We start from the raw sequence: 23,383 nt of genomic DNA, 5'->3' as shown, positions 1-23,383 counted from the left end.
TGTATTACTTAGGTTTTTGCGCAATGACCATTTATCAATAATCCCTAAAAGTAAGTGGTTATTTTCAAAGAATATATTCATATTCTATATATTTTTAGCAATTTCATCGTTGTCTTGTTTATTTTTTCATGGACAGAACCCGTTGTTAACTGTGTTAGCTATGCGTGAATTTGTTTTCTTTATATTTTACTTTGTTTTATTATTTTCGGGTCTCGATAAAGATAAAATAATAAAGATTATGCTCGCATTTTGGTTTGCATATATTATTGTTTTTTCGTTGCAATTGTTAATTTTTCCTCATGAAATTGTTCCTCTTGGTAGAACTACAGAGTTTGATCGCGGGTTTTTGAGATTAAGATTAGAAGGTGTTGGATTTTTGACATTATCTGGGTTTTATTTCTTAAATCAATATTTATCTCAGCATAAGAAAGTTAATTTAATATTATTTTTTGTTAGTTTTACTTTTGTTTTTATTCTTGGGTTTAGAACCTTAACAGTAACATATTTATTATCATCTATATTACTCTTCATTATGGTCAAAGGAGTATCAGTCAGGTTGATAATATCAATGTTGCCAATATTTTTGTTAGCCTTGATAGTAACTCAAACCGAATTTTTCCAAATGTTTATTGAAGAGACATTATTACGAACCGAAGAGCAACTTTCTCAGGGAGCAGATTATATACGCTTTCTAACATTTGAATTTTTATATACCAATGTAAATGAAAATTGGGTTTCAGTAGTGTTCGGAAACGGTCGGCCATTTTTAGGGTCCGGTTATGGTAATTATGTTTTGGGATATGGCGCTGAAAGTCTTGGTTTCATTGCTGCAGATTTAGGGCTAATTGGATTTTCATTTTACTATGGGGTTTTATCTACATTTTGCTTTTTGGCTATATTTCTAAAGGGGATCTTGGTTAGTGTTGATAAAAATAGTTTGTTTTTAAAGACCTTTTTTATATACCTCATTATATCATCTATAACAACCGCGGAGATATTTCGAGCTGGGATGTATGGGCCCATTTGTATTGCTTTATACTTAATTAATCTTTCACACTATAAATTAACTAATGAATCTTTAAAAATCAGAGCGGCTACATGAAATTAGGAATAGTAACTTTTTTTAACGCAAATAATTATGGTGCAGTATTACAGTGTTACGCGTTAGCATCACAACTTAAAATCTTTGGACATGAGGTTTACTTAGCCGATATAACTCTAACGGAAAAAATGGGTGGCTTGAGGGCTAAGCTTAGAAATTTAGCTGTTTCTAAATTAGCATTTTTTAAATTTAGGGAGCAAGAACTCCCCAGTCTGTCGAATGACATCGCAAAAATAGACGCTTTTATCTTCGGTAGTGATCAAATTTGGAATATTGATATTACTAAGAACGAATTTGAAAAGTTCATGGGGAGCACTTTAGGTGACAAACAAAGAATAGCTTATGCGGCGAGTTTTGGAGTGTCAGACTGGAATTTTTCGGAGCAAACTCAACGCTCAAAACAATTACTTAGTCATTTTAAAACGATTGGAATTCGTGAAAAATCAGGAGTAGATATTCTACAAGAGAAATTTGCTTTAGAAAGTACACAAGTAATTGATCCTACGCTGCTTATTGAACCTTCTTATTATTATAAACTGTTTAAAAAACGAACTTTAGATCAGCGTATGGCTTGTTATGTTTTTAATAAGGATAAATTACAAATTTCTAATATTAAAAAAGTAGGAAGTAAGTTAGGTTTAAAGCCTGTTATCCTTAATGACGTGCGAATTAGAAAAGGAATTGATTCAATACCTTATCCAAATGTCTCTAAATGGCTGTCATATATTGATGCTTCTGAATTTGTTATTACAGACTCGTTTCATTGTATGGTTTTTTCTATCTTATTTAAAAAGAATTTTATAGCGATACCAGCAATCGAAGCTCGAGCCGGTCGTATGACCTCTCTACTTGCTGAGTTAGGTTTATCCAATCGTTATTATCGTAATTTAGATGATGCTTTAAGTTCGGACCAAGTTTTTGAAAAAATAGACTACTCTAAAGTTGATTTAAACCTAAATAAGCTTAGAGCATTATCACTTCAATTTTTAACGGACTCCTTAGATTAATAATATGATTACAGATAAATTTTACAATTTATATAATTCTAGCTTTAGAATTAAATCTATTACTTTAGCTAAAGCTTTTAGGTTTACATTATTTATACTTAGTAATGTTTTTATTCCTGTCGTATTTTTCTTTAGAAAGAATAAATATTCTTTGTATGTTAATAATACTGAGGAAAAAAAATCAGATATCATTCTATCTTTGACTTCTTTTCCAGCTCGGATTGATCGGGCTCACTTAGTTATTGAATCTTTAATGAGGCAAACAGTATCACCTAGTAGGATTATCTTATGGCTATCAAAAGAACAATTTAGCTCTGAGTTAGAACTGCCAAAAAACTTGTTAGAATTAAAAAAAAGAGGTCTAGAAATATATATTAGAAGTGGTGATTTACGCTCTTATAAAAAATACTATTACGTATTAAAAGAAATTGAGGGTAAACCTTTTATTATCGTGGACGATGATATTTTTTATCCATCAGATTTAGTTGAATCACTACTTAAAACACATAGGAAATACCCTAATGACATTTGTGCTAACCGGTGTGCTGTGATTAATCAGAATCAATCATATGAGTCGTGGGACATGATTAAATCTAAAAATAGCGAAAGCAGAAGCGATCTTTTGCCAACTGGTTGTGGAGGGGTATTATATCCTGTAGGGTCTCTCCACGAGTACGCTATAAGATATGATTTGTTTATGAATGCTGGTCGAGATGCTGATGATATTTGGTTAAACTGTTGTGCTATTTTAAATTCAAGAAAAATAGCATATACAGGTAAATTTCAATTTTATTTAAATATATATAATAGAAATAACTCCAACCTTTATACAAAAAATCTAGGCGCTCATCAAAATGATAAGCGAATTTCTGACATATCTAAATTAATTAAAAGTGAATTCAATATTAATATTTTCGAACGTTAATTATTCTTAATATAAAGTCGTTGCTTTTATTGATAGCAATTTTTAAGTTGGATGTTGCTAATTAGAATTTAATCACGTGTCATGAACTTTCACTAATATCTAATGCCCATAAATATGAAAACTAAAATGAAGTTAGCCCCAATCTGTCTATTTGTTTATAACCGCCTCCATGAAACAAAAGAAACTATAAATGCACTTAGTCATAATGCAGGAGCACTCGAATCAGAACTCTTTATTTTTTCAGATGCAGCAAAGAATGAAAAAGCAAAAGAGGCAGTCAATTCAGTTAGACAATATATTAGGAATATAAAAGGTTTTAAGAATGTTACCGTTATAGAGCGAACCGAGAATTTTGGTCTTGCTAAGTCTATTATTTGCGGCGTTAGTAACATAGTCGAACAATATGATAAAGTAATAGTATTAGAAGATGATTTGATTACATCTAAAAATTTTCTAGCCTACATGAATCAAGCATTGTCATTTTATCAAGCATCACCAAAGGTGTGGAGCATATCTGGTTTCTCATTTCCGATTAAATATCAAGATAGTTATCAATTTGATAATGCGTTTGGTTTAAGGGCATCTTCGTGGGGCTGGGCAACATGGAAAGATCGTTGGGACCTCGTCGATTGGGATGTTTCTGACTACCAGCAATTCTCGAAAGATAGAAAAGCTCGTAAGGCATTTAACCGAGGTGGAAGCGATATGTGTAAAATGCTTCATGATCAAAGAATCGGTAAAATTAATTCTTGGGCGATTCGTTTTTGTTATGCCCAATTTAAACAACAAGCCTATGACGTTCTTCCTGTTGAGTCGAAAATCCTAAATATTGGTTTTAGCGTAGATGCATCACATACGGCAGGAATGGAAGCAAGGTTTAGTTCAAATCTAGATCAAAGCGGTAAAACTAATTTTGTATTTGACCCATCAATAGCGGTTGATGAAAATGTATTGAAGCAATTTAGAAAACCACTATCACTTTATACTAGGGTGATGACAAAAATCACTCGATTATTAAAACTTTGATATCAAAGTAGGAAATAGATATGTTTTCTAAAATCAAGTATGCTATTAAGAAAAATGAAAATCTTAAAGGATTAATAATTGTTATTTGCTTTTATTTTTTTAATAGCATTCGTGTTAAATGTTCAAATAAAATAATGCTAACTTTATGTGCTCCATTAATAGTTTTGTACAAATTTATTACAGATATTGTTTTAGGGTGTGAAATTCCAATTTCTTGCAAAATAGGAAAAGGGTTTATAATCCATCATGGTCGTTGTTTAGTACTAAATAAAAATGTTGTGATTGGCAATAATGTTACACTAAAACATAGTACGACAATTGGTAATAAAGAAGATAAAGAGGGTAATGATTTAGGCTCACCGAAAATAGCCGACAATGTGATCGTAGGTCCTAATTCAGTGTTAATTGGTCCCATTATTGTCGGCGAAAACTCAATTATAGGTGCTGGATCTGTTGTAGTTAAAGATGTCCCTGCTAATTCTGTTGTTGCTGGTAACCCTGCTAAGGTCATAGGTAATAATAGATGAAAATATTGATTGCTCATAATTACTACCAAGTTCGCGGTGGTGAAGATGGTGTGATGGAAAATGAAGTTCACTTATTAAAAGAGAATGGCAATATCGTTCTCGAATATACAATACACAATGATCACATTAAGTCATTGCTTTCAAAATTGTTAACGATGATAAACGTGCCTTTTTCATATACTGAATATAAGAAATTCAAGCTTGTATTGAAGAAAGAGTTACCAGATGTTGTTCATGTGCATAATTATTTTCCTTTATTTTCTCCTTCGATTTTTTATGCATGCAAGAAAGCTAATATCCCAGTTGTTCACACGTTACATAACTATCGTGCAGTTTGCCCTACCGCTTTATTGATGCATGATCGGGAGATAAATGAACGGAGTATTCATGGCCGTTCATGGTGGACTGTATTAAAGAAAGTTTATCGCGGATCATTTGTCGGCACTTTTATATTGGCCATTATGGTTGAGTTACATAAATACCTCGGAACTTGGCTAACGAAGGTTGACCGCTTTATCACACTGACTAACTTTGCTCGTAATAAATATATTGAAGCTGGTTGGTCAGAAAAAAAAGTTGCAGTAAAACCTAATTTTATATCTGATCCTTATCAAGGAAAAAAGAAGGTTGATAAGAAAGGTGGCTATGCACTTTATATAGGTCGCCTAAGTCAAGAGAAAGGAATAGATATACTTTTTGATGCATGGCAAGGGTGTGATTATCCTTTAAAAGTAGTTGGCGATGGCCCTTTAAAAGAATTTGTTGAAGACAATTCGGCTGGTTCAATTGAATATTTAGGACTGAAAGCCAAATCAGAAGTCATTGAGTTAATCACTAAAGCTGATTTTATTGTTATGCCATCGACATGGTATGAAGGTTTTCCTATGGTGTTGGTTGAAGCCTTCGCTTGTGGCACACCAGCATTAGTTTCAAAGCTTGGTAGCATGGAAGAGATTGTTACTGTCGGCAAAACAGGTCTTCATTTTGAAACAGGAAACTCTCGTGACTTAGCAGTAAAAGTGCAGTGGATGCGAAAAAATTTAGAACAGAGTCAACTGATGGGCAGTAATGCCCGCAAAGAATATTTAGCTAAATATACGCCTGAAAAGAATTATGAGTTGCTTATGAATATTTATAATCAAGCGATTAATGAGACAGGGAGTCCGTAATGAAGAATAGAAAATCTATCATTTCAATGGATGTCAATATTACCGATGCTACTAAAGTTTTTAACCATGTTGAAACATTGGCTAGCAAAAGATCGGGTGCTTACATTTGTGTTTCGAATGTTCATATGTGCATAGAAACTTATGACTGCCCAGATTTTGAGGACGTCGTAAATAAAGCCGACTTGGTGATTCCTGATGGAAAACCTCTTTCTATTGCTCTGAGATTGCTTGGGTATAAAGATGCCGCTCAGGTTCGTGGTCAAGATATTATGAATGATATCTGCAGTCAGTCAGGTAGAAAAGATATCAATATCGGCTTTTATGGTGGAAGTTCGAATGAATTGCTTGAATCGGTAAAGGCGAATTTGATCAAAATCTATCCAGATATCAATATCGTCTATTCTCATTCCCCACCGTTTCGCCCTTTAACTGCTGAAGAAGATTTGCAAGTAGTTAAAGAAATTAACGACTCAGGGGTCAATGTGCTGTTTGTTGGTATTGGCTGCCCAAAACAAGAACGTTGGATGGCCGAGCATAAAGCTTCATTAAATTGCGTTATGTTAGGTGTTGGTGCCGCCTATGACTTTATCGCAGGCAGTAAGAAACATGCTCCACGTTGGATTCAGAAAATCGGTATGGAGTGGATGTTCCGTTTATGCTGCGAACCAAAGCGCTTATGGAAGCGCTATTCATCGACAAACCCTCGTTTTTTATGGCTTTTCGGTAAACAATTTTTACGCTATCGTCTGTACAATGATGATGGTGAAATCAAAGCTCAGGAATAGTTTGCACTAGATTCGTTTTAGTTTAAAAAAATAAAATACAGATATTTATAGGTTTATAGGAAATTACAATGTCAAAGAAAGTGGCTTTAATTACGGGTATTACGGGCCAAGATGGTTCATACCTTGCTGAACTATTATTAGAAAAAGGTTATGAAGTCCATGGTATTAAACGCCGTGCTTCATCGTTCAATACCTCTCGTATCGATCATATCTATCAAGATCCTCATGAGACTAAAGCAAATCTGTTTTTGCATTATGGCGACTTGAGCGACAGTTCGAACCTGATCCGTATTATCAAAGAAGTTCAACCGGATGAAGTGTATAACCTTGGTGCGCAATCACACGTTGCCGTATCGTTTGAATCACCAGAATACACCGCTGATGTTGATGCAATGGGCACACTGCGTTTATTAGAAGCGATTCGCTTTTTAGGCTTAGAAAAGAAAACCCGTTTCTATCAAGCATCCACTTCTGAACTATATGGTTTAGTGCAAGAAATACCGCAAAAAGAGACCACGCCATTTCACCCACGTTCGCCTTATGCCGTAGCTAAAATGTACGCTTACTGGATTACCGTTAACTACCGCGAAGCCTATGGAATGTATGCGTGTAACGGTATTTTGTTTAACCACGAATCACCACGCCGTGGCGAAACCTTTGTGACTCGCAAGATCACGCGTGCATTAGCCAATATTTCGCAAGGTTTAGAGAAATGTCTATACCTAGGTAACATGGATTCGCTACGTGACTGGGGTCATGCAAAAGACTACGTTCGTATGCAATGGATGATGTTGCAACAAGACCAAGCAGAAGATTTTGTGATCGCAACCGGTAAGCAAATCTCGGTTCGTGAGTTTGTCCGCTTGTCAGCACTTGAACTTGGTATCACTCTTGAGTTCTCTGGTAAAGAAGAGCAAGAAATCGCGACCGTTGTTGCCATTGAAGGTAATAACGCAGCGGCATTGAGTGTGGGTGATGTGGTTGTGAGAGTAGATCCAAAATACTACCGCCCAGCAGAAGTAGAAACCTTATTAGGTGACCCAGCAAAAGCAAAAGAGAAGCTAGGTTGGGTGCCTGAAATCACAGTAGAAGAGATGTGTGCCGAAATGGTACGTGAAGATTTAAAACAATCTCAACAGCACGCTTTATTAAAAGCCAGTGGTTTCGATGTCAACGTATCGATTGAATCTTAATTAATTTTTTCATCTATGTTCGATTGTTAGAAACAAAAGCCAGTGAGACCACCTATGTGATTCACTGGCTTTTTTTATAGCATGCGGATTTATTATGGAATACAGCTATTGCAGGAATGATGACATTATGAGTAAAAAACGTGTATTTGTTGCGGGTCATAAAGGAATGGTCGGCTCGGCGATTGTTCGTCAACTTAGCCAAGAAGGTTTGGTGGAAATTATTACCCGTGATCGCAGCGAGTTAAACTTACTTGATCAAGTTGAAGTCAGACACTTTTTTCAAGATCAGCAGATAGAACAGGTCTATTTGGCGGCGGCAAAAGTGGGCGGTATTGTGGCCAACAATACTTACCCCGCTGAGTTTATTTATCAAAACTTAACCATTCAAAACAATATTATTCACAGTGCTCACGAGGCTGGTGTTCAAGAATTATTGTTTTTAGGTTCTTCGTGTATTTACCCAAAATTGGCTGAACAGCCAATGCAAGAAGATGCATTACTAACGGGAACGTTAGAAGAGACTAACGAGCCATATGCAATTGCTAAGATTGCTGGTATTAAAATGTGTGAGTCATACAATCGTCAATATGGCCGTAATTATCGTTCGGTAATGCCAACCAACTTGTATGGTATGAATGATAACTTTCATCCAGAAAACTCCCATGTGATTCCAGCATTGCTGCGTCGTTTTCATGAAGCGAAATTAGCCAACCAAGCGGAAGTTGTAGCGTGGGGGACGGGTAAACCGATGCGCGAATTCTTATATGTCGATGAAATGGCGGCGGCCTCTATCTATGTGATGAATTTGGACGAAGAAACCTATCAAGCCAATACTGAATCTATGTTAAGTCATATTAATGTTGGGACGGGCATCGATTGCACCATTCGTGAACTGGTCGAAACCGTAGCAAAAGTAGTCGGCTATCAAGGAAACATTGTGTTTGATACCACTAAACCCGATGGAGCACCACGTAAGTTGATGGATGTGTCACGCTTAGCCAATTTAGGTTGGAAAGCACAAGTATCATTAGAACAAGGCTTAGCCACGACTTATCAATGGTTCTTAGATAATCAGGATACATTCCGTAAATAGAGCAGAGCATAAAACAAGCTTGTTGTCAGTGTTGATCTCTACCATTCGGTTTCTTGGTCATCATTGGCTTTAAGCTGTGTAATTATCTAGTAACGATTTACTAATTCACTAAATTTTAACTTAATTTTGATACTAGGCTAATTTCTACTTTACTCACACCAATCACTATAAGCACTGAGAAACGGCTTATCATGCGATACTCATAAATTTACTTTTTTGCTACAGTTATTCTGTTAAACATGGATGTCCTATGACTATAAAATACCTCTCTTTTGTTAGTCTGCTGCTGATTACATTGTTTTTTTTCTCTCCAATATCATCAGCAAACCCACAATCGGTTGAAATCTATGTCTCACCGGAAGGGAATGATGCATGGTCTGGACTGGTCGCTAGTCCAAATGATTCTTCAACAGATGGGCCAGTACAGACATTGGAGAGAGCTCGAGATATAGTTCGAAACTTTAAGAAAATTCCTAATGTTGGTCAAACAGCCATAAAAGTTTTCCTGCGTGGTGGGACGTATTTTCGCTCACAATCTTTTGTTTTGGGTGAATCTGATTCAGGTACTCAAGATGCCCCAATCATTTGGCAGAACTATAAAGATGAACATGTTCAAATTATTGGTGGTGTCGAAGTTAGTGGTTTTAGCACTATTACAGATAAAACGGTTTTAAGTAAACTATCGAAGCAAGCAAGAATGAATACCTTACAACTCGACTTAAAATCGCTTGGGATTAGCGATTATGGAAAGATAACGCGGAGAGGTAATCCTGGCCTTGAGCTATTTTTCAATGATCAACGTATGACTATAGCGCGTTGGCCAAATGAAGGCTGGGTAAAAATTGCCGATGTACCACAGACAGGGAAACTCGTTCACAAAGGAAATTCTAACATTTTACGCGATGGTGTCCCTGCAGGAAGGCATTATGGCCGCTTTAGCTTTGCTGAAGATAGACCGCTTAAATGGACTAATACAAAAAATATAGTGGTACACGGTTATTGGACTTGGGATTGGTACGATGAATTTTTTCCAGTGAAGTCTATTGATCGTGAAACACGAGAAATTTATGTTGATACTGGGCGATCAGCTTATGGCCTGCGTAAGAATCAGCGTTATTATGCGCTGAATATCTTAGAAGAACTTGATCGACCTGGAGAGTGGTATCTCGATCGCAAAGTAGGAATATTGTACTTCTGGCCACCTCAGGCGATATCAAAAAGTAAAGCCTATGTTTCTCTTTTTTCAAAACCTTTATTTATATTAAATAATACCCATAACATTTCCGTCACCGGTTTAACATTTGAATTCTCTCGTGGTTCCGCTATTGAGATTAATGGCGGTTCGAATAACCATATTGTAGGCTGTACCATTCGGAATATTGCTAGAACCGCAGTGAGAATTAATGGCGGTAAAAATAATGGTATTACTTCATGCGACATCTTCGATATATCATCGAGCGGAATTAGTTTGGTCGGTGGTGAACGCACCTCTTTAACTCCTGCACATAATTATGCAGTCAATAACCATATTTATAATTACAGCTCGTGGATTCGCACCTATCAGCCGGCAATTCAAATTAAAGGTGTTGGTAACCGAGTTGCTCATAATCAAATTCACGATGGGCCACACTCGGGAATTGTATTAAACGGTAACGAGCATATTATCGAATACAATGATATCTATCAGGTTGCTAAGGAAACCGGCGATGTAGGGGCATTTTACATAGGGCGGGATTGGACGCAACGAGGCAATATCATTCGTCATAATTTCTTTCATCACTTAGGCTCGCCCGAGATAGATGATGTTAATGCGATCTATTTGGATGACTTCAGTAGTGGTACAAACATCTATGGAAACGTAATTTATGATGTTGGACTAGGCATAAAGATTGGTGGTGGTCGCAATAACTTAGTACGAGACAATGTCTTTATTGATACAAAGCGCTCGATAAATGTTGATTCTCGCGGGCTAGGTTGGGCTAAAAATTTTATTAATGGTACTAATAACACTCTCCATCAACGTATGGATGCGATGAATTATAGTCAGCCACCTTATAGTGAAAAGTACCCTGAGTTAATTAAATTGTATGATGATGACCCCGCTATTGCTAAGGGGAATCGTATTTTTAATAACATATCATCAGGTGGTGTGTGGTTGAGGTTAATAGACGGTTTAGATTTTAAGACGGTTAATGTGCACGATAATGTAGTGTTTCAACGAGATGGGAAATATCAGAATCCAAGAGATGTTTTATTACCTAATGAAGATTTCATTAAAGTCGTCGAAGGTCAACTTAATGTTGAAGATAATATACAGCATCAATATGATATTAAGATTCCCGATATAAAAAAAATGGGTAACTTTAAAGATGGGTATAGGAATTAATACAAAAATTAGCTAGAAAATATCAATAGCTTGTAGTTAACATTGATGCACTATGAATATACAGAGAAAAATTTAAACCTTCGGTTCATATGGTCTAATAGAAAGACTAAGTGTTAAGGGAGTTGATTACTGCTGGTGAATAGGTTAAAGCATATTGATTTTTTTGCAGGTGAATTTTTGGTTTAATATTAAGTTAATTTTATAAATCAATGTATTTCAATTTTATATTCTTTATTTTTATCTTTCTGCATTAAAAGCGATATTACGACGATGAAAAATGTTCTAGCACCTATAGCAATAATTTTATTTAATAGACCAAATCATGCCAAGGCATTGAAGGCTTGTTTAGATGATGAGCAAACAAGGGATCTTTATGTCATCGTTGACGGAGCAAGAGAAGATAAAATTGGTGAAAGCTTATTAATTGAAGAATCTATAGCAGTATTTAAAGATTGGCCAGGTAACGTGAAATTTGAGATCTCTCAGGCTAACTTAGGTTGTAAAAATCGAATATCAACGGGGCTGAATTGGCTTTTTGAACATACCGATAGAGCTATTATTTTAGAAGATGATTTACTGCCTTCTCCTGATTTTTTTAGGTTTTGTGATCAAATGCTTGAAACATATAAGGATGAATCTAGCATCATGTCTGTTTGTGGAACCAAGCATTATCCCGGATGTGTTCCAGAGTTTGATTACTTTTTTACTAAATACAGCAGTGGTTGGGGGTGGGCGACTTGGAAACGCGCCTGGTCACACTATGATGATAAGTTTTTATCGCATAGCCATAGATCAATTTTTTTTAACATTTGCTCATATCTTGGTAGCTATCGAGCTGGGATTTATTGGTTGTTTAGGTTGCGACAGGTGTTGTCTGGGAGAAAAAGCGCATGGGACTACTGTTGGATGATAAATTGCTTCTTAAACAAAGGCGTTCATATTTCCCCATCTCAAAATATGGTGATTAATTCTGGATTTGGTGAGAACTCTACTCATACATCTTGTCCTGAGCCATATACACCGAATACATACGGGAATAAAATATCCTTTCCAATCTCCAAACGTACCCAATTTACTTCAAACAAGCTGGCCGATACTTGGGTTGAAGATCACCTCTTCAGTAAGTCATTTTCCATTCGCATGAAGTGGTTATTTAAAAAAGGAACCATATCTAAGGTGTTGCGCGGAAGAGGGATATGATTTGATTACTATCCGGGTAGGACTTTTGTGGATGAAATTATCGAAAGAAACGCATATAAATAGCCGGATACTTGTTATTAAATTAACTTAGTAGGTGAAAATTTCACCTTATTCTCACAGTTAATAGTTTTGTGGGATATACGATTACTATGTGTTTTGCTTAATATCAAATGCCTAAAAGGGGGAAAGTAATGAGTTACAGAACAGCCATTCTTTCTATGGACGTTAATATTACAGATATATCTTATACCATGAAGTATCTTGATCACTTAGTTTCACTTAAGTCTGGTGCTTATGTTTGCGTATCAAATGTGCATATGTGTATCGAAGTGTATCGTTCACCGGAATTCCAAGATATTGTAAACAAAGCAGATTTTGTTATACCTGATGGTAAACCTCTTGCGCTTGCTCAGAGAATGTTAGGCCATCGGCAGGCAAGGCAAGTAAGAGGTCAGGATATTATGGATGCGATTTGTCAACATTCTGGAAGCAAGATGATAAATATTGGCTTCTATGGTGGAAGTTCAATTGAGCTATTGAATCAAATAAAAAGCAAATTGCGCAAACGTTATCCTGACATTAATATTACCTATTCATTCTCTCCGCCGTTTCGCCCGTTGACTGACGAAGAAAATCAGAAAGTTATTAGTGATATTCATACTGCTGATGTCGATATTTTGTTTGTTGGTCTTGGTTGTCCAAAACAAGAGCGTTGGATGGCCGATCACAAAGAGTCACTGAATTGTGTCATGCTCGGTGTTGGGGCTGCGTATGATTTTATCGCTGGCAGCAAAAAGCACGCACCTCGTTGGGTGCAAGCTATTGGCATGGAGTGGTTTTTCCGTTTATGCTCTGAGCCTAGAAGGTTGTGGAAGCGTTATTTGTCGACAAACCCCAGTTTTTTATGGCTTTTTAGTAAGCAGCTTTTTCGTGCAAGGGTACCACTTAGAAAATAGGCCCATTAGTACAGCTGATGGTGATATCACTTACTGACTCATTATGTTCGGTTGATACGCTGCCTTGCTTCTTCAAGCTTTTCTAAGCTAGTAAAATAGTGTGTCCAAGCGTGAAGAGCGATCGGTTTTAATACCTCAGCTTTGGTATTCATACCTTCTTCTAAAGCGAATTTCTCGGCAACCTCTGTTGGTGCAACTGAAATTCGGTTTTTTCCAACATTCCCTCTATACGCAAAGTAAATATCTTCATTGAAATGCCAAAATATTTTTACGAAAAGATTTTCTAAGCTAAGTAATCTGACGAAGGAATCGACTTTTCTCAATGAAAAACCACCGCCACCAGATTCTAAAACTGAAGGCTTATGAATAACTATTCTTTTAATCAAATACTTCCAATTGGAGGTTTTTCTTGAGATTGGTTGCGAGTACCAAGGTGGGCCAACATAGTCATAGCCCATATCTAAAAACTCGTTTAAATCTGCTTTATAGTTAAAAATAATGGCATCAGTATGAGCTATTATAATATATTCATAATTGGTGTATTGTGTATAAAAAATTTTGTTGAGCATCAGCTTGTTATATGTTTTTGGGCTCTTAAAATAATAATTATTGAAGCGACGAATACTATAGTTAGGGTAATTCTCTTCATAAAAGGAGCAATCTAGTGCTCTTGGAGCTATAAAACTTAAATCAATGTTTTCAAAATATTGTTGGTAGGACTTAAGAGCTGATATTTCATTTTGATCTAACTTTTCTTTATGAATTGGAATGATCACACAGAGGCGCTTTGTTTTCATTATTTAGTCCTTCGCAAGCTGCGCATTACTACATATAAATTGACACGGGATTCTACATTTGTGTTGGTTATAAATGCGCTTTCAACAAAATACTACCGTTTGTTTCTAAAATTTAGCTTGGTTGAAAATAGACTTTAATGTGACTGCCATAATCATACTGTTTCACCGCACGCCGCTTTTCTCTTTATGTTTGTCGGCGAAACCTATTTAAACTTAAGTTATTTTTATGTTTTATTACTGAACAACATCATATATATACTTGTTTATGCCGATTCTGTGAGCCTATCAAGCTGTCTATTGTGGTATAAAACCGTGTCCAATTGTTAAGACTTTTTTATCCTCGGCTAGATTTGTTGTTTTTAGGTCAGGTTTTTTGCTTTAATTTGATATTAAATTTACAAAAGTTAGTGATTAACCGCTTGAGTCTAGTAATCACAGTCGTCTAATTGATATAGTCAGGATAAATATCCGTAATAAGCAAACGTTTTATAAGGCAATCATGTACCTAGACAAAACCACATTTTCAACAGTAATAGAAAGTACCCCCTTGGTGTCGATTGATCTCGTCGTACTCGACCAAAATGGGCAAGCACTGCTTGGACAACGACTAAACCGCCCAGCGAAAGATTACTGGTTTGTGCCCGGTGGTCGAATTCAAAAGAACGAGACGTTAGAAAGTGCTTTTCAACGCTTGACGCAAGAAGAGTTGGGGACGGCATTTACTATTGACCAAGCAAGGCTATTGGGGCCATTTACACATCTGTACGAAGACCATGTGTTTGGAGAAGAGTTTGGTACTCACTATGTGGCGATTGCGTATATTTTAAAGGTCAATCGCGAAGAACTAAACTTACCACTGCAGCAGCAACATGGAGCGTATCAGTGGTTCGATGTGCAACACTTACTCTCTTCAAGCGAGGTTCATCTTCATACTAAATGGTATTTTGAGACTAAATCTAGTGACTGAGTTACAAAGCCGGGGATGCGTCGGTTTTGTAGCGCATTCACACTTTCTAACGTTTTTCTGCTTTCCTTTCTCTTTCATAACCTGTAAATGACATATCGAGTTCATTCCCTTGTAATGTTCAGCGTTGCGTTTAGTTATGGTATATGCCAATTAAAGCGAGTATTATTTTTAGTTTTAGTTATAAGACGGGGAAATAATGACGTCGATTTCGATGATATTACTATTGTGTTGATGGCTTTAGATGTGAATAATGCTCGTTCGTCTAATTTTTGATAAATCATTTTGTATTATATTTGCCAGATCCGATGTTAATAGACTGAATCTTTTCAATATAATAGCGTGATTGAACAGGCACTTATCGATAAGCATTGCTCAAAAGTGACGCATCTTACCGGGAAGTTTGAAGATCGTGAATATTGAACCACATCTTCAATAGCGTAAATAGTGTTTAGGATTGAAGCACCTAGAGCGTTAATGTAACCTAGTGGCGCTTGCGTGAAGACGCTTTGAATTGAATCTTAAAAATCGAACCAAACCCATAAAAATAGGTAAATTCCACAATTATGAAACATGGAAGTCGTATTAAATACCATGGTGAAGAATCAGCCATAGCCTTTAAGTTTTTTGACCTTGCGATTATTACTTCTCTTCTTTATGGATTGTGTATTTATTATCTCGGTGAATTTGAAACTATTTACGAATTAACCTTAGCGGTTGTTGTTGTTCTCTTTTATTTGATTGCTGAGGTTGCTGGGGTTTACTTTACCTTCCGCTTTTCTACCCAACGAGACATATTTGTCGCCATTCTTATTTCTTGGGCGATATGCATTACTATCACATTAGGTGCTAGCGTTGTCTTTAACGTATTAGATAATTACTCCCGTGTAGTGGTTGCCGCTTGGTTTGCGCTAACACCTGTATTACTGATTACCTGGCGCTTAGGGGTGGGTTACATCCTCCGTTTATTATTCCCTGCCGAAATGGGGAAACGTAAGGTTATTGTGATTGGAGCGACGCATTCTGGTATTCAACTTGCCAATGAGCTTAAGTTGCGTGGTCGCCAAACTGAAACCTTAATCGGGTTTTATGATGACCGTGGTTTAGACCGAATTGGCTTAGTTGGTTTGCCAGCACCGATTCGGGGCCGCATTGATGATGCCCTAGAGTTAGCAAAAAGCCATGCGGTACAAGAGGTGTATATTGCTCTGCCAATGGAAGCCTCGAAACGTATCAAGCAGATTTTAAATGCGTTCGCCGATGCCAATGCTCGTGTTCACGTTGTTCCTGACTTTTTCACCTTCGACTTGATGCAATCGCGATTAAAGAATGTCGGGAATATGGTGACACTCTCGGTCTACGATTCTCCATTCTATGGTTTTACCTCGATGGTGAAGCGAATAGAAGATGTGGTGTTTGCTTCCATCATTACTGTTATGATCAGCCCAGTACTTTGTGCGGTAGCGCTTGGCGTAAAACTGTCGTCACCAGGGCCGATTATTTTTAAACAAGAGCGTTATGGCTTGGATGGAAAGCCGATTTTGGTGTGGAAGTTTCGCTCAATGAAAGTGATGGACAATGGCGATGTAGTCAAGCAAGCAACCAAAGGCGACCCACGTATTACCAAATTTGGGGCTTTTATTCGTCGCACATCACTGGATGAATTACCTCAGTTCATTAACGTGATTACTGGGCAAATGTCGATTGTTGGGCCGCGTCCTCATGCGGTGGCACACAATGAAGAGTACCGTAGCTTGATTAACAAATACATGCTGCGCCACCATGTAAAACCTGGGATCACCGGTTGGGCTCAGATTAATGGTTTACGCGGTGAAACAGAAACATTGGATAAGATGCAAAAACGGGTTGAATTTGATCTGGTGTATATTCAAAACTGGAGTTTGTGGCTCGATATAAAAATCATCTTCTTAACCGTATTTAAAGGCTTTGTTGGTAAAACAGCCTACTAACACAGCACACACCTAACAAGTGATGACAGTTTATTGATTTTAATTTTCTCACTAGGTTTTTTAGGAATAAGAGAAGATGTAATGACGTAGCAGCAATGGTCTAAACTTGTGAGTAATAGACTTCGCACTAGAGACTCGTCTATAATGAATAGGCAGTACATTATGCTTGTCTTCGATATAAGCAATTTAAATAAATTCCTTATGAGTATCAGGCCGATGAAAAGCATCTTATTGTTTTGACTTGATGCTCTCCAATTTTAGTTTTATTAAAAAACTATTATGCCTTTAGTGTTCAGCTAATCCACTATTGATTGGAGATAACCAGTCAATAGTGGTGGGCTATTATGTCTATGTGTAAAAAATATAGAGAGAACTTGAATGCCAATTGATAATATATCATCTGAAAGATTTAGCATATTGCGTTTCCCCTTAATAATAGGCATAGTTTTTATCCATGGATATGGCACAGAATTTGTTTTCTCAGGTGGCGCTATTGGAGTAACTGAGACCGGATACTGGGTTGATTTTTGTCGAAATATTATTTCCCAAGGCTTAGCTAGAGTAGCCGTGCCTCTTTTTTTCCTCATGTCAGGGTATTTCTTTTTTTGGGGTTTTTCTTTTTCCTTAGAGAGTTATAGAAAAAAAATAACATCTCGGGTTAATACACTTCTTATTCCATTTTTGTTCTGGAACGTTATTACCCTTTTATTTGTTAGTTTGGCTCAATATCTTCCTGCAACCCAATCATTCTTTTCTGGAAAGAGTGCTCCAATATCTACATTCGGTTTTTTTGACTATTTTAACGCCATATTTGGTGTTAATAGATACCCGATTTCATATCAATTTTGGTTTATACGTGACTTAATGGTAATGGTATTGATTTCACCAGTAGTCCATTTATTTGTTAACAAGGCAGGAAAGGCTATCCTTTTCGTGCTTTTTGCACTTTGGTTCTTAAATTTCTGGCCAATCTATATTCCGTCTGCAAGCGCATTCGCATTTTTTTATGCAGGAGCCTACTTCGCACATTCAAATACTAGCTTATTTGCACTCGATCGATTCGGGCCTTTAGTTATATTCGCTTACTTTCTTGTTCTTGTGGTCGATACTACAACCAAAGCTTATGCATTTAACCTTTATATACACCAAGTTGGGATACTTATCGGTCTCGGTTCAGCGTTATATGCTACGAAAGCAATAGTAGAGTCTGTACACTTAAGAAAGGCTTTCATGTGGGCAAGTGGTTGTAGTTTCTTTGTGTTTGCTATTCATGAGCCACTTTTAACTGTCATACAAAAACTTAGCTACAAAGTGCTTCATCCGAACAACGACTTGGATGTTATTTCACTATATTTCTTGGTTCCTATCGTTGTAATTGTCACTTCCATGCTTTTATATATAAGCATGAAATCAATTACACCGAAATTCATGGCTGTAATATCCGGTGGGAGATGAGTATGGAGCTGACCTAAACAAAACTGTCCTTTCTTATAATTACCGCTCATCTCTTATTGTTCTCATAATTATTTGCGGCGTGCTTCAGTGGAGTAGAACTAAGACATTTTCATTAACAGCTATAATTGTAATTTTAGGCAGAGATTTTATTGTAGCCTGACTCTAGGTTTACAAAGGTCAGCGGTTGATTTATATAAAACCGGACCTTATTTTAACAACGTCCTTTGGTACTCAGCGTAAAGTTCGAGTAGGAATATGGAGTAGCAGTTTATGAATGCAGAATTAAAACTTGATCATCCCATTGAGGGGAAGCGTGTTAATTTTGTTTTGGTTACCTTTAACTCTGCCCCTCATATTGAAAAATGCATTGATTCTTTACTCCGAGTGCAGAGTAAACATCTGGTTGATATTGTCGTCGTTGATAATGGTTCTAAGGATCAGACGCTAGAGCTATTAGCGCAATATGGCGAGAAAATTAAGGTGATTGCCAATGGTAAGAACCTTGGTTATGGCAAGGCGAACAACATTGGTTGTTTTAGTCATAAGGCTGATTTTTACTTTATTTTCAATGTTGATGCGTATATTGAGGATAACTTTTCATTAGATAAAGTGGTCGATCGCTGTGTTGAAAATGAAGAGCGCTACGCCATCATGGGCACTCGACTTCAATATCCCGATAAAAGCACGCAGACCTCATCATTTAGCCATTCTAGTGCTCTGAAGTGGGCGATGCTATTAGCTGGCGCGAATTACGTTGTCAAAGCTGGAATAGTGAAGTCACGGTTTGTGAAAGGGTTGTTTTCCTATTCTGATATTTGCCGTTCATACTTAGATAATCACCAAGCGGTGGTCAATGACTATAGTGTTGAAACTGTGGGCTGGATCAGTGGTGCAGCGATGATTGTTAGCCAGAGTTACATTGAAAAATATGGCTTATTCGATGAGAATATTTTTCTATACGGTGAAGACGAAGACCTTTGCATTATGGCGAAATCTCGTGGTTATTTAGTCGGGGTGATTAACAGTGATCCCGTGACTCATGTGCATGGCTGGGGAACGGTGAATCGATTTAATAAAGTCGTGGCTGATTTGAAATATGGGTCGTTGCAATATTTTATCGATAAGAATTTTTCGAATACCTTGATGAAAAAGTGGATGATGAAGGCATTATTACCCTTTCATGTTTATGGCATTGCTGGAGGTGTTAAAGCTCTGTTTACGAAACAAGATATTCAGGCGGTCTCTGCTAGCAATGCCCAAAATAAAGGTAATACGATCTATGATTACCAATAAGCAATAAGCAATAAGCAATCAGCAACAACCAATAAGTAATCAATTATTGTCAGCCGTGTTTTTTAAGGTCAGTTATTTTGCTGGCCTTTTTTGTGTTCTAAATTTTTGCTTTTAGTTTTGGTTATATATGTTGTTTGTTTGCTATTTATATAGATAAAAGTGTTGATAGTTTGCGTAAGATCTAGTTGTGGGTGCTTTATTTGGTGTATTTTTGCGGCATATAAAACCAAATAGAGAATGAGAGTGATGAATAATACAAAGCAAGGTGGCCCGTTAGGTGCACTGATTAATGCGAGTTTAGTAGTACAAATTTTTATCGGGATAATAGCTGGAGTGTTGCTTGCGGTATTATCACCAAGCAGTGCGAGTGTTGCTGGTCTTTTTGGTAGCCTATTTGTTGGTGCGTTGAAGTCGGTTGCTCCTATCCTTGTGTTTGTGTTGGTTGCCGCATCGATTGCAAGCCATCAGAAGGGAAGTGAAACTCAGTTGCGTCCCATTATTATACTTTACCTTATTGGTACATTCGCTGCGGCCCTAACAGCGGTTACCTTTAGTTTTGTTTTACCGACGGAACTTGTTCTCGTGACAAACCAGGCGTCACTCGCACCACCACAAGGTATTGCAGAAGTATTGAATACTCTCCTATTTAAAGTGGTTGAGAACCCTGTAAGCGCCCTTATCAATGCGAACTATATTGCTATCCTTGCATGGGCTGTTGGGCTTGGTGTCGTACTTCGTGCTGCGGGTGATAGCACAAGACTGATGTTGACTGATCTTGCTGACGGTGTGTCTAAAATTGTAAAAATGGTGATACGTTTTGCACCTATCGGGATCTTTGGCTTGGTTTCTCAGACGATTGCAGCAACCGGATTTGATGCATTACTAGGCTATGCCCAACTGTTAGCGGTATTACTTGGTGCGATGTTGTTTATTGCATTAGTGGTTAATCCATTAATTGTATTCTACAAAACGCGTCAGAACCCATACCCACTGACTTTGCGTTGTTTACGTGAAAGTGGTATCACTGCATTTTTCACTCGTAGTTCAGCCGCTAATATTCCTGTAAATATGGAGCTTTGTCGTAAATTGGAGCTGGATGAAGATACCTACTCTGTATCAATTCCTCTTGGTGCGACGATCAACATGGGTGGCGCTGCGATTACGATTACCGTATTAACACTTGCAGCAGTACACACGTTAGGTATTCAAATTGACTTCGCAACAGCGTTATTGCTCAGTGTTGTGGCGGCGGTATCCGCATGTGGCGCGTCTGGTGTTGCAGGTGGGTCACTATTGTTGATTCCATTGGCGTGTAGTTTATTTGGTATTTCAAATGATATTGCAATGCAAGTTGTTGCGGTTGGGTTCATTATTGGCGTGGTTCAAGACTCAGCTGAAACCGCACTGAATAGTTCTACTGATGCTCTGTTTACTGCAGCGTGTTGCCGAGCATCTAAAGAGAGCGCAGCAGACTTAAATTTGTTACAGAATGGTTAAGTAGGCTTGTTCTCTCCAATAAGTTAATGCTATCTTTATGCCCTCATCGTGAGGGCTTTTTTATGCCCCTGTGATAGTTTCGTAATTTTATTTGCGATTACTAACATTGATATTGTTTCTCTTGATATCATTGCCCGACTACTTACATTTTGTTCGTTCCTTTCTGTGCTTAAATATCAATAGATTGTATAGAAATTTAGAGTTGGCCTGCCATCGGGCGGATAAAACACATCTATTTAATTGATAAAGTGGATGTTTGGAACTACATTTTTTAAGTGGGTTGCAAATCGAAAGTCGTCTTGGTTATGCACGTTAATATGCCGAGATTTTTGATTGAATAGTATGAAGTATGTGTCACATTTCGCTTGAAGTAATATGAATTAATGAAGATATATAGGCCAATTTCACATTAGAAGTGAAGGGTTGCTTATAAGAAATAAGAGTCTTAAAAAGTTATGGAACTACGCATTAAAGTAAAGGAACAAGCATTACCACAGATTGCTGCATCAGTTGTGACGGCAAAGCGAAATGAAGTCTTTCATGTACAAAAAACAATATCAGGTGTCTATTTATGAAAGTAGCAATTGTCCACGATTGGTTAACACAGACAGGTGGCGCAGAGCTTGTGCTACAACAGTTAATCGAGCTATATCCTGATTGTGAAGTTTTTTCACTGTTGGATTTTCTTGAACAAAAAGATCGTGATTTTTATTTGGCAGGGAAAACGGTTAAAACCAGTTTTATTCAAAAACTGCCATTTGCAAAGAAGTTATATAGAAACTACTTACCGTTAATGCCGATTGCGATTGAGCAGTTTGACTTTTCTGGTTTTGACGTCGTTATAAGTAGCAGCTATGCAGTGGCAAAGGGCGTGATTACCAGTCCAAATCAGCTTCATATTAGTTATTGCCATTCTCCAATACGTTATGCATGGGATATGCAAACTCAGTATTTAAAAGAATCCAATATGACATCGGGTCTAAAGTCGGTGTTGGTGAGGTATCTGCTGCATAAAATTCGTATTTGGGATCACCGAAGTGCGGCATCAGTAGATCAATTTATTGCCAACAGCAACTTTATCAAAAAGCGTATTAATAAATTTTATAAGCGTGACTCGGAAGTGATCTTCCCGCCAGTCGATGTCTCATCTTTCGCCTTGCAAGAGACGAAGGAGGACTTTTACGTAACGGCGTCAAGAATGGTTCCTTATAAAAAAATATGTTTGATCGTTCAGGCTTTTTCTAAAATGCCTGATAAGAAACTTGTGGTCATTGGTACTGGGCCGGACTTTGACAAAATAAAATCCTATGCAAGTGATAACGTTGAGTTAATGGGGTATCAACCGTATTCTGTTTTAATTGAGAAAATGCAAAAAGCACGTGCTTTTGTGTTTGCTGCAGAAGAAGATTTCGGCATTGTTCCACTAGAAGCTCAGGCGTGTGGAACGCCGGTTATTGCGTACGGTATCGGCGGAAGTTTAGATACTGTCGTTGACGGTGAAACCGGTGTTTATTTTCATAAGCAAGACGAGCAATCGTTAATACAGGCTGTGGAAAAATTTGAAACATTGTCTTTCGATCCTTTGGTCATACGTAAACATGCTGAAGGATTTTCCTCGGAAATATTTAGACAAAATGTCGGTAAATTTGTTGAAGATGAATACAAAAAATATCATGGCATCGTTGAACCAGCTACGATTGATGAGCCAAACTCTGTAACAGGCATTGAAAGAGTCGAGACTGAAAAGTATGAAGTGCCTACAGAAAAAGATTCGTTGAAGGTATCGTAAGCCGTATTTAAATGGAACGATATTGAAGTGGTTAGCTTTAATATGATTGCGTTTTAATAGGATTATATGGCCCTCTTTTGAGGGCCATTTTTGGTTAGATTCTTTGTTAAGTTCTTTGTTAAAGAGTGGCGTCGATTTTACATTGATACTGCGATGATGAGTTGTATCGAACATCGACCAGAATGGTGTGTTTCTTTCATTCGAATATTTTTTTTGTGTTCAAATAAGAGAACTTGCGAGGAAATAGGG

Annotated in this window: 19 protein-coding genes and 1 pseudogene; 18 read left to right on the top strand and 2 right to left on the bottom strand. The window is 37.2% G+C overall.

All coding sequences use genetic code 11. From position 1 onward, the window contains the following. The first annotated feature begins 160 nt into the window (after window positions 1-160). The 12 genes from ACWU4D_RS13975 (at window position 161) to ACWU4D_RS13920 (ending at window position 13,369) form a co-directional block, all read left to right on the top strand. Window positions 161-1,102 (top strand): hypothetical protein, encoded by a 942-nt coding sequence (locus ACWU4D_RS13975; RefSeq protein WP_456052057.1) that lies wholly within the window; start codon window positions 161-163, stop codon window positions 1,100-1,102. Continuing rightward, window positions 1,099-2,109 (top strand): polysaccharide pyruvyl transferase family protein, encoded by a 1,011-nt coding sequence (locus ACWU4D_RS13970; RefSeq protein WP_456052056.1) that lies wholly within the window; start codon window positions 1,099-1,101, stop codon window positions 2,107-2,109. Before ACWU4D_RS13975 ends, ACWU4D_RS13970 begins: the two co-directional genes overlap by 4 nt. 4 nt (window positions 2,110-2,113) lie before the next feature. Continuing rightward, window positions 2,114-3,034: a hypothetical protein gene (locus ACWU4D_RS13965; RefSeq protein WP_456052055.1), complete on the top strand. Its 921-nt coding sequence runs from the start codon at window positions 2,114-2,116 to the stop codon at window positions 3,032-3,034. Window positions 3,035-3,136: 102 nt separating this feature from the next. Continuing rightward, window positions 3,137-4,060: a glycosyltransferase gene (locus ACWU4D_RS13960; protein ID WP_456052054.1), complete on the top strand. Its 924-nt coding sequence runs from the start codon at window positions 3,137-3,139 to the stop codon at window positions 4,058-4,060. A gap of 20 nt (window positions 4,061-4,080) precedes the next feature. Beyond that, a complete protein-coding gene (locus ACWU4D_RS13955; protein WP_456052053.1) occupies window positions 4,081-4,587 on the top strand; it encodes a serine O-acetyltransferase in 507 nt (168 codons plus the stop codon). Then, window positions 4,584-5,756 carry a glycosyltransferase family 4 protein gene (locus tag ACWU4D_RS13950; RefSeq protein WP_456052052.1) on the top strand — a complete coding sequence of 391 codons (1,173 nt, stop codon included), beginning with the start codon at window positions 4,584-4,586 and terminating at the stop codon, window positions 5,754-5,756. Before ACWU4D_RS13955 ends, ACWU4D_RS13950 begins: the two co-directional genes overlap by 4 nt. Continuing rightward, window positions 5,756-6,541 carry a WecB/TagA/CpsF family glycosyltransferase gene (locus tag ACWU4D_RS13945; protein WP_456052051.1) on the top strand — a complete coding sequence of 262 codons (786 nt, stop codon included), beginning with the start codon at window positions 5,756-5,758 and terminating at the stop codon, window positions 6,539-6,541. Before ACWU4D_RS13950 ends, ACWU4D_RS13945 begins: the two co-directional genes overlap by 1 nt. Before the next feature lie 68 nt (window positions 6,542-6,609). Next, window positions 6,610-7,734, top strand: coding sequence for a GDP-mannose 4,6-dehydratase (gene gmd, locus ACWU4D_RS13940; RefSeq protein ID WP_456052050.1), 1,125 nt, complete (start codon window positions 6,610-6,612; stop codon window positions 7,732-7,734). Window positions 7,735-7,861: 127 nt separating this feature from the next. After that, window positions 7,862-8,827, top strand: a complete 966-nt coding sequence (gene fcl, locus ACWU4D_RS13935; RefSeq protein ID WP_456052049.1) for a GDP-L-fucose synthase — start codon at window positions 7,862-7,864, stop codon at window positions 8,825-8,827. A 250-nt stretch (window positions 8,828-9,077) separates the two neighbouring features. Further along, window positions 9,078-11,213, top strand: coding sequence for a right-handed parallel beta-helix repeat-containing protein (locus tag ACWU4D_RS13930; protein ID WP_456052048.1), 2,136 nt, complete (start codon window positions 9,078-9,080; stop codon window positions 11,211-11,213). Window positions 11,214-11,483: 270 nt separating this feature from the next. After that, window positions 11,484-12,413 (top strand): hypothetical protein, encoded by a 930-nt coding sequence (locus ACWU4D_RS13925; RefSeq protein ID WP_456052047.1) that lies wholly within the window; start codon window positions 11,484-11,486, stop codon window positions 12,411-12,413. Window positions 12,414-12,604: 191 nt separating this feature from the next. After that, window positions 12,605-13,369: a WecB/TagA/CpsF family glycosyltransferase gene (locus tag ACWU4D_RS13920; protein ID WP_456052046.1), complete on the top strand. Its 765-nt coding sequence runs from the start codon at window positions 12,605-12,607 to the stop codon at window positions 13,367-13,369. Between the two features lie 41 nt (window positions 13,370-13,410). Here the strand turns inward: ACWU4D_RS13920 and ACWU4D_RS13915 are convergent, their stop codons facing one another. Next, entirely contained in the window at window positions 13,411-14,166 is a 756-nt protein-coding gene (locus ACWU4D_RS13915; protein ID WP_456052045.1) for a DUF5672 family protein, read from the bottom strand. Between the two features lie 499 nt (window positions 14,167-14,665). On the opposite strand from ACWU4D_RS13915, the gene ACWU4D_RS13910 reads away from it, so the two are divergent. Beyond that, window positions 14,666-15,133 (top strand): GDP-mannose mannosyl hydrolase, encoded by a 468-nt coding sequence (locus ACWU4D_RS13910; protein ID WP_456052044.1) that lies wholly within the window; start codon window positions 14,666-14,668, stop codon window positions 15,131-15,133. A gap of 563 nt (window positions 15,134-15,696) precedes the next feature. Next, window positions 15,697-17,100: an undecaprenyl-phosphate glucose phosphotransferase gene (locus tag ACWU4D_RS13905; protein WP_456052043.1), complete on the top strand. Its 1,404-nt coding sequence runs from the start codon at window positions 15,697-15,699 to the stop codon at window positions 17,098-17,100. 17 nt (window positions 17,101-17,117) lie between these two features. On the opposite strand, the pseudogene ACWU4D_RS13900 reads toward ACWU4D_RS13905, so the two are convergent. Then, window positions 17,118-17,286 (bottom strand): annotated as a pseudogene (locus ACWU4D_RS13900) (IS110 family transposase); the annotation flags it as partial. A gap of 192 nt (window positions 17,287-17,478) precedes the next feature. Here ACWU4D_RS13900 and ACWU4D_RS13895 point away from each other — a divergent pair. The 4 genes from ACWU4D_RS13895 to ACWU4D_RS13880 all read left to right on the top strand — a co-directional run bounded on the left by ACWU4D_RS13895 (window position 17,479) and on the right by ACWU4D_RS13880 (window position 23,134). Continuing rightward, window positions 17,479-18,555 (top strand): acyltransferase family protein, encoded by a 1,077-nt coding sequence (locus ACWU4D_RS13895; protein ID WP_456052042.1) that lies wholly within the window; start codon window positions 17,479-17,481, stop codon window positions 18,553-18,555. Between the two features lie 270 nt (window positions 18,556-18,825). Further along, window positions 18,826-19,848: a glycosyltransferase family 2 protein gene (locus ACWU4D_RS13890; protein WP_456052041.1), complete on the top strand. Its 1,023-nt coding sequence runs from the start codon at window positions 18,826-18,828 to the stop codon at window positions 19,846-19,848. 246 nt (window positions 19,849-20,094) lie between these two features. Then, complete coding sequence (gene sstT, locus ACWU4D_RS13885; RefSeq protein WP_456052040.1) at window positions 20,095-21,345, top strand: serine/threonine transporter SstT; 1,251 nt, start codon at window positions 20,095-20,097, stop codon at window positions 21,343-21,345. Between the two features lie 571 nt (window positions 21,346-21,916). Then, window positions 21,917-23,134, top strand: coding sequence for a glycosyltransferase family 4 protein (locus tag ACWU4D_RS13880; RefSeq protein WP_456052039.1), 1,218 nt, complete (start codon window positions 21,917-21,919; stop codon window positions 23,132-23,134). The last annotated feature ends 249 nt before the right edge of the window (window positions 23,135-23,383 follow it).

Source organism: Vibrio phycocola, from assembly GCF_053850235.1.
The sequence above is the reverse complement of the archived record's forward strand: the minus strand, read 5'-3'. Positions and strand labels throughout refer to the sequence as shown.

What these genes read in the sequence shown, in the direction of transcription:
- ACWU4D_RS13955 (WP_456052053.1), top strand. Translation starts at nt 4,081, where the DNA reads ATGTTTTCTAAAATCAAGTATGCTATTAAGAAAAATGAAAATCTTAAA.
- ACWU4D_RS13895 (WP_456052042.1), top strand. Translation starts at nt 17,479, where the DNA reads ATGCCAATTGATAATATATCATCTGAAAGATTTAGCATATTGCGTTTC.
- gmd (WP_456052050.1), top strand. Translation starts at nt 6,610, where the DNA reads ATGTCAAAGAAAGTGGCTTTAATTACGGGTATTACGGGCCAAGATGGT.
- ACWU4D_RS13905 (WP_456052043.1), top strand. Translation starts at nt 15,697, where the DNA reads ATGAAACATGGAAGTCGTATTAAATACCATGGTGAAGAATCAGCCATA.
- ACWU4D_RS13880 (WP_456052039.1), top strand. Translation starts at nt 21,917, where the DNA reads ATGAAAGTAGCAATTGTCCACGATTGGTTAACACAGACAGGTGGCGCA.
- ACWU4D_RS13945 (WP_456052051.1), top strand. Translation starts at nt 5,756, where the DNA reads ATGAAGAATAGAAAATCTATCATTTCAATGGATGTCAATATTACCGAT.
- ACWU4D_RS13925 (WP_456052047.1), top strand. Translation starts at nt 11,484, where the DNA reads ATGAAAAATGTTCTAGCACCTATAGCAATAATTTTATTTAATAGACCA.
- ACWU4D_RS13890 (WP_456052041.1), top strand. Translation starts at nt 18,826, where the DNA reads ATGAATGCAGAATTAAAACTTGATCATCCCATTGAGGGGAAGCGTGTT.
- sstT (WP_456052040.1), top strand. Translation starts at nt 20,095, where the DNA reads ATGAATAATACAAAGCAAGGTGGCCCGTTAGGTGCACTGATTAATGCG.
- ACWU4D_RS13915 (WP_456052045.1), bottom strand. Translation starts at nt 14,166, where the DNA reads ATGAAAACAAAGCGCCTCTGTGTGATCATTCCAATTCATAAAGAAAAG.
- ACWU4D_RS13930 (WP_456052048.1), top strand. Translation starts at nt 9,078, where the DNA reads ATGACTATAAAATACCTCTCTTTTGTTAGTCTGCTGCTGATTACATTG.
- ACWU4D_RS13920 (WP_456052046.1), top strand. Translation starts at nt 12,605, where the DNA reads ATGAGTTACAGAACAGCCATTCTTTCTATGGACGTTAATATTACAGAT.
- ACWU4D_RS13970 (WP_456052056.1), top strand. Translation starts at nt 1,099, where the DNA reads ATGAAATTAGGAATAGTAACTTTTTTTAACGCAAATAATTATGGTGCA.
- ACWU4D_RS13975 (WP_456052057.1), top strand. Translation starts at nt 161, where the DNA reads ATGCGTGAATTTGTTTTCTTTATATTTTACTTTGTTTTATTATTTTCG.
- fcl (WP_456052049.1), top strand. Translation starts at nt 7,862, where the DNA reads ATGAGTAAAAAACGTGTATTTGTTGCGGGTCATAAAGGAATGGTCGGC.
- ACWU4D_RS13960 (WP_456052054.1), top strand. Translation starts at nt 3,137, where the DNA reads ATGCCCATAAATATGAAAACTAAAATGAAGTTAGCCCCAATCTGTCTA.
- ACWU4D_RS13910 (WP_456052044.1), top strand. Translation starts at nt 14,666, where the DNA reads ATGTACCTAGACAAAACCACATTTTCAACAGTAATAGAAAGTACCCCC.
- ACWU4D_RS13965 (WP_456052055.1), top strand. Translation starts at nt 2,114, where the DNA reads ATGATTACAGATAAATTTTACAATTTATATAATTCTAGCTTTAGAATT.
- ACWU4D_RS13950 (WP_456052052.1), top strand. Translation starts at nt 4,584, where the DNA reads ATGAAAATATTGATTGCTCATAATTACTACCAAGTTCGCGGTGGTGAA.